The sequence below is a fragment of the Flavobacterium chungangensis genome (genome assembly GCF_042654045.1).
Lineage (GTDB): Bacteria > Bacteroidota > Bacteroidia > Flavobacteriales > Flavobacteriaceae > Flavobacterium > Flavobacterium chungangensis.
Genome location: NZ_JBHSFY010000010.1, coordinates 216,510 through 222,673, shown reverse-complemented (window position 1 = coordinate 222,673; position 6,164 = coordinate 216,510). Strand labels below are relative to the sequence as shown.

The following is a 6,164-nucleotide window of genomic DNA, read 5'->3' as shown; positions in this document are numbered from 1 at the left end:
AATAATTCATACAGCCAAAGAAAGACAATCCTGCCTTAACTTAAACAATCTTTTAAAATCCTGCATAAATTTTGTAAATTTATATATCAGTTTAATGCGATGGATCAATTGAGTTTTTACAATTTTTGCATCAATCCTACTCAGGACATCCGAACCAATTTTTTAACGCCAATGAAAGACAGACATTACATATAGAAAGCCAATCTCTTCAAATCATCCAAAAATGATGTTGAAATTTGTCCTGTCCCTGTCACTCTTAAAGAAACGTTAAAACATTAGTTTTAGCGTTTTTTTTTGCCTTTTGATAGAATTTAATCCACTATAACTAATAAATCTGAGCGGTTTTTAAATCCTGTACAGTTAACTCTACAAAACACAAACCTTACTTAGAACTCTGTAAACATTAAGCTCAAAGAAATTTAATTATCATTATATTAAAAAATAATTTATGCTCACGGAAAACTGCTTTGAATTTAGGTTCAGTATCGGCGCATCTAGATTTAACACCAACTTAAAACCGCAACAAAACCATTTAAATGCTTAGGCTCTAAACATTACTAGCTTGTAACCCACATATCAAAAAATGAAAGTAAACTTGGTCAGTAAGAAAATTTAAAAGCCAAAAGCCTTTAAACATCACTGTTTAAAGGCTTTTTCTTTTAGGGAAATCTTAAAAAAAATACATACTTTCACAAAGGATAGTTACCTATTTTTATTATATTATGGTAGGTCTTAATTTAACGGAAAACCTCAAATTAAAACTTATTTTATAATAATTTGCCGAAAATATATTTCCAGCATCAAATATCAACGGACTAAAGGATATACTTGGATGCAGCGATCTTAATTTTATCTCAGCAGCAAATTTCACAACAATTATTTAATTCTGTTCTCCGCTTGCAATGGCAGCACTAAATTCATATTGTTTTTTATGTTAAGGTCAAAAATAGTGCGTAGTTTCTTTAGTATTTCTCCATTCCCACCGATCGTGGCTTTGCCACCGGATATTAACTTATCCAACTCCACTTTTCCAGTCATAAGAGAAAGCAAATCACTCTTGGAAATTTCAAGTGTCGCCATCGGATTTTTACTTTGGTAATCTGATACACTATTCAACACACCATTATGCAATTCCAAACCGAATTTGGCTTCTCCTTTTATTATAAGGTTAATATTTAAATTGCCAAGTGCTAAAGCCTTTTTTGGATCAACTGCCATACTCAAATAAGAAATAAGCAGTTCTGGCGGTAATGCCCCGACAACCTCAGGCGAAATTGTACTAAGATCATTCGGCACATTCCCACCAATCCTTAGTTCATAAGCACAAGAAAGATAAAGGTTTCGATAAAGCGCATTTTCTTCCTGATAACCAAGCTGTTCCAAAGCATCAGCCATCAAATAATTTGCTTCTGTATTGCCACCATTGTATGCGACAATATTATTTAGCAAATCAATAGTAAAGCGATAGTCGCCTAGGTTAAATGATTTAAACGCAGCATCCACCACTTTTTTCTCTCCCCCCATTACTTCTACATAACGCTTCCCTCTTGCATCATCAGGGTAGGTAGCAAGCTTGGCTGCATTTCCGTCAAACCACCCAAGATTAAGAATATATGTTGCCTTTAGGTTATTTTTGAGATGACCATAGTATGGGCGATTATACCAACTATTCGATACCGGATCGGGTAACTTTGCTTCTTCAGCAATTTCATCCGGACCATAACCATAATTGGCGTAGCGTAATACTGTATTATAAATAGATTGATACAAATCTCTTTGAGTTTTCATATATTCTATCACATTTTTATTATCCCAAACTGGCCAGGTGTGTGGTCCAAAGTTTACCTCCACATCATCTCCCCATCGAGCAATAACCTCGCCTAAGTAATGTGCCCACAAGTTTGCATCTCTTGATTTTGCACCACGCAAGGTGTAGATGTTGTGTTGCAGATGGTTAAGATCCTCGGCCATGGACAGCGCTTTCCATTTTCTGATAAAAAACACCATTTCCGCTGGAGCCTCCGCATGGGGCGTTAAAAAGAATTCAAAATTCACCCCATCAATATCGACAGTTTCCCAATTCTTTTTAATCAGCTTATTAGGAATCGGAAGCCCAGAAGCTCCATCTGCCAAAACTACTCCAAGAGCAGCGGTAACCTTGCCTTTTGGCCCAGATTCAAGGATATTACCATATTGATAACCTGCTCTACGAGCCATCACATTACCAGCCATTACGTTTTCGCTTACAGCTTCCTCTACAAAATTTTCAGGTGCTATCAATGGAATGCGACCACTGGAAAAGTCTTCGGGAGTAGCAAGTCCTGCTTTAAATATACCGTCAATTCCTCCAAAATGGTCTGCATGGCTGTGGGAAATGATAACAGCTTTTAGCGGTCGTTTCCCTCGATTTTTTTCATAAAGTTCGATTGACTTTGCCAAAGTCTCCGGGGAATACTCAATATCAAATAGGATAATTCCATTGTTAGTCTCAATTATTGAAAGATTAACCAAGTCCTGCCCCCTCACCTGATAAATATTGTCAATTACCTTGTACAAACCACCTCGATTTACCAATTGGGCATGACGCCATAAGCTAGGATTAACCGTAGCAGGTGCTTCCTTATTTTGCATAAAGTTCATCTTGGTTGCACTGATTACGTCTTTAATATCTCCATTGTTAATTAAAGGGGCAATAAATCCTCTATCAACATCCTTAAAAGCGGATTTATCATCAAACGCTAACTGCTTATATACAGCCTCATTAAGTTCTTTCGTAAATTTGGATGCCTCTTTTTGATTGGCATCTGTTAAATACTTTTCACTTCCTTTTTTAGTATTTTGACAAATAGCTGTTATTGTAAAACTTGCTGCTGCCATTAAAATTAGTCTTTTCATATTTTATTATCATTATATGGTTAATATTCATTTTTTTTAACTATCTAATAGATCTCTCAGAACAAGAAAAAAATCTAATTGCTTACTATTTTTTGAATCCGAATAGTAAAAAACGCAACACTATTTCGAAATTTTATCCTCTTTTTTTAGCAATTATCTTTAAAGTTTTCTATATACTTCAAAGAAAACTTGTTCTCTCATTTTTGCTTTAAAAGTTTGTGGTATTAGTAAGGGTGAGGTTTCTCATGGAGACATTCCACAAAATTTTTAAACGTTTCTAAAAATCATGAAAATTTCCAAATCTGATTTCAGATAATAGTTAATTTGGCTCTTATTTAGTTTAAGTCAAATATCAAAAATGTTTGCATCTCTTGTTTGGTAAAAGCTTTAAGAAATTAACTTAAGCATTAACATAAGAATACCGATTAATAAGTTAGAATTCCTACGCTAGCTAAAATAAAAATTTGTTTATCCAACTCAAGAATATTAGGGTCGGTTTAATGTTCCAAATTGTAAAATGAAACAAAGTTGTAGAAAATGAAACGAAATCAAATGGACGCCCACCATATACTTAGCTTAACTAAAACAATTAATGGAGTTAAAACCTTATACATTTTAATAAATTTAAATATTAACATGTTTTAACATTTTTTAACGTTTAACCCTTACAATACATACAAACCGCTTACAAATGAAAATGCAAAATAATTATCTTACAAATTCAATTGAAAATAAGCCAATTTCTTTAAATCATTCATAAAATGGTTTGTAAATTGTTCAGTAAGGGTCACTTAAAAGGATTTGCGAATCATTTTCTTATTGTATGGTAAAACTTTGTTCTTGTTGAAAAGACATAAACGAACTATCTTTAAAAAAGATAAGTCCTTTACTTATTAGCGGCAAGAGGACTCGAACCAGCACCAAACAAATCAAATTAAATTATTCGCAATTTGACAACTATCAAATACATCTGATAGTAAAATCAACCACACTCTTTTCGCAACTCCACAATCGCCGGTCAAAACAAAAATAAAATAAACACAAAGCTAACTAACTAACTAACTAACTAACTAACTAACTAACTAACTAACTAACTAACTAACTAACTAACTAACTAACTAACTAACTAACTAACTAACTATAGCTATTTCTGCCAAATCTGCTTTATTATCAGCAATGTAAAACCTGCAGTGCTATTTATTATTTTCACACTCTATAGCACTAGTGCATCATTTAATTTTAATTTTAATTTAAGATGAAAAGAGTGAAAACTACTATCAGACCTTTTATTACAGTACACAATGCAGCCCCTGGTGAAGCAATAATAAAGAGCGAGGGACATTATTGTACGGATCTCCAAAATGGCTTTAGAGCTTTCCCAGCTTATCAGCTTGCATTTGAATAACAATGCCTGCAGCATTTTGTTTTGCAATGCTGCATCTATCTGCCTGTCTGTGTGATAGCTATTTTATAAATCGAATCCATTATTCTGTAAAAAAAAAACTGCCTATCCTCTTTACTTTTGTTAAAGGAGAAATAAAACGACAAAAAGCCGCGGAACAACTGGTGAACGGTCGCTTATTGAAAACGACATTGAAAAGTCAATTTAAAAATATAAAATGATGAAGGCAGATAAACATGAAAATTACGGTCAGGATGACAAGAATTTTCAAAATACAGACCCAGGCAAGCAGCTGCAGAAAGCTTCCCTCTCTTCAGCGAATCCCATTGCAGACAATACTGAACCGGCTGACGCAGATGATCTGAGCACCAGTGAGATCAGCAACCCTTATGATTCAGAGAATCTTGACAACGAATCGGACAGTGAATCCAAAGACATTACCGAGAAGGACATTGAAGAGGATCTTATAGAAAATGATCCCTCTGAAGGTTTTGAAACTGACATTGGCACTGCTGGAAACAAGGAGCGTGAAAACGGCGCCTTTCAAACAATTGAGCCTGATCTTGATAATCCCATAAACAGGGAATTCGAAATCGGGCAGCTTGGAAATGAAGAGCTTAAAGAAGACGAAATCATCAGAAATGCAACAGGTAATGGCGCGCCCGGCAGGAACAAACCTTCGCAGCGAAAATTTTAAAACCTTGATAACGTTTTTTTTTATGCAGTCCTGGGAATAATCCGCTTTACCGCGGTGCAATAATTCGCACAACCGCGTTAAGCCGCCTCCTCCAATGACAGGCAAGCGCACCTGCCCATTTTCTTCTTGAAGAAATTTCATCCTGTAATTTGAATTCAAAAGCAAATGCCTTAAAAATTTATATTACATACTAAATAAAATGCTGCATCAAAATATGCGCATTATATAGTTGTGGCAGTCAATGACTTTTAAGCTGACCCGTAAACATACATACATAGATAAAAGCGCCCGCTATCGCGAAAAGCATCTTTTTTAAATGCATCCCAATCAATACGCAAACTACATGAAAATAGCTACTTATAATGTAAACGGGGTTAATGGGAGGCTTAATGTCCTTCTCCGTTGGCTGGAGGAAACAGCTCCCGATGTTGTTTGCCTGCAGGAGCTCAAGGCACCGCAGGGCAAATTCCCGCTAAAAGCCATTAATGATGCAGGCTACAATGCCGTCTGGCACGGGCAGAAGCAATGGAATGGCGTGGCCATACTGGCACGTAACATGGAAATTGAGGAAATAACACGAACGCTTCCAGGAGATGAGGACGACAGCCAGAGCAGGTATATAGAAGTGCTGATAGGCGGCATTGTAATTGCCTGTCTTTACCTGCCCAACGGCAATCCGGCGCCTGGCCCTAAACTCGAATATAAAATGCTGTGGTTTAAGAGGCTGGCCAAGCGGGCCGCTATACTGTTGAGTTTAAACACCCCGGTCATACTTGCGGGAGATTTCAATGTGATGCCCGCAGAGCTTGATGTTTATAAGCCCGAACGCTGGGTAAAAGATGCGCTTTTCCTGCCCGAGGTCCGAAAATCATTTGCTGAGCTTGCCGCACAGGGATGGACTGATGCCATCCGCAGCTTATATCCCGATGAGGTCATCTACACCTTCTGGGACTATTTCAGAAATGCCTACACCCGCAATGCAGGGCTTCGGATCGACCATTTCCTCTTGAGCCCTCAAGTAGCTAAAAAACTGAAATCAGCCTCGGTGGACCGCCACGTGCGCGGATGGGAAAAAACCAGTGACCACGCTCCGGTATGGATTGAAATTGATCCTCTGTAAGAGAGATTACTGAAACTAAAAAGTAACCTTTTACCATAAGAAACAAATCC

3 protein-coding genes are annotated in these 6,164 nt (G+C 36.7%); 2 read left to right on the top strand and 1 reads right to left on the bottom strand.

The window, feature by feature from the left end; all coding sequences use genetic code 11:
* Nucleotides 1-876 precede the first annotated feature (876 nt).
* Nucleotides 877-2,895, bottom strand: a complete 2,019-nt coding sequence (locus tag ACFO3N_RS16625) for an alkyl/aryl-sulfatase (RefSeq protein ID WP_379799547.1) — start codon at nucleotides 2,893-2,895, stop codon at nucleotides 877-879.
* 1,619 nt (nucleotides 2,896-4,514) lie between these two features.
* On the opposite strand from ACFO3N_RS16625, the gene ACFO3N_RS16620 reads away from it, so the two are divergent.
* Nucleotides 4,515-4,994, top strand: coding sequence for a hypothetical protein (locus ACFO3N_RS16620; protein WP_379799545.1), 480 nt, complete (start codon nucleotides 4,515-4,517; stop codon nucleotides 4,992-4,994).
* A gap of 343 nt (nucleotides 4,995-5,337) precedes the next feature.
* Nucleotides 5,338-6,114, top strand: coding sequence for an exodeoxyribonuclease III (gene xth / locus ACFO3N_RS16615; RefSeq protein ID WP_379799543.1), 777 nt, complete (start codon nucleotides 5,338-5,340; stop codon nucleotides 6,112-6,114).
* The last annotated feature ends 50 nt before the right edge of the window (nucleotides 6,115-6,164 follow it).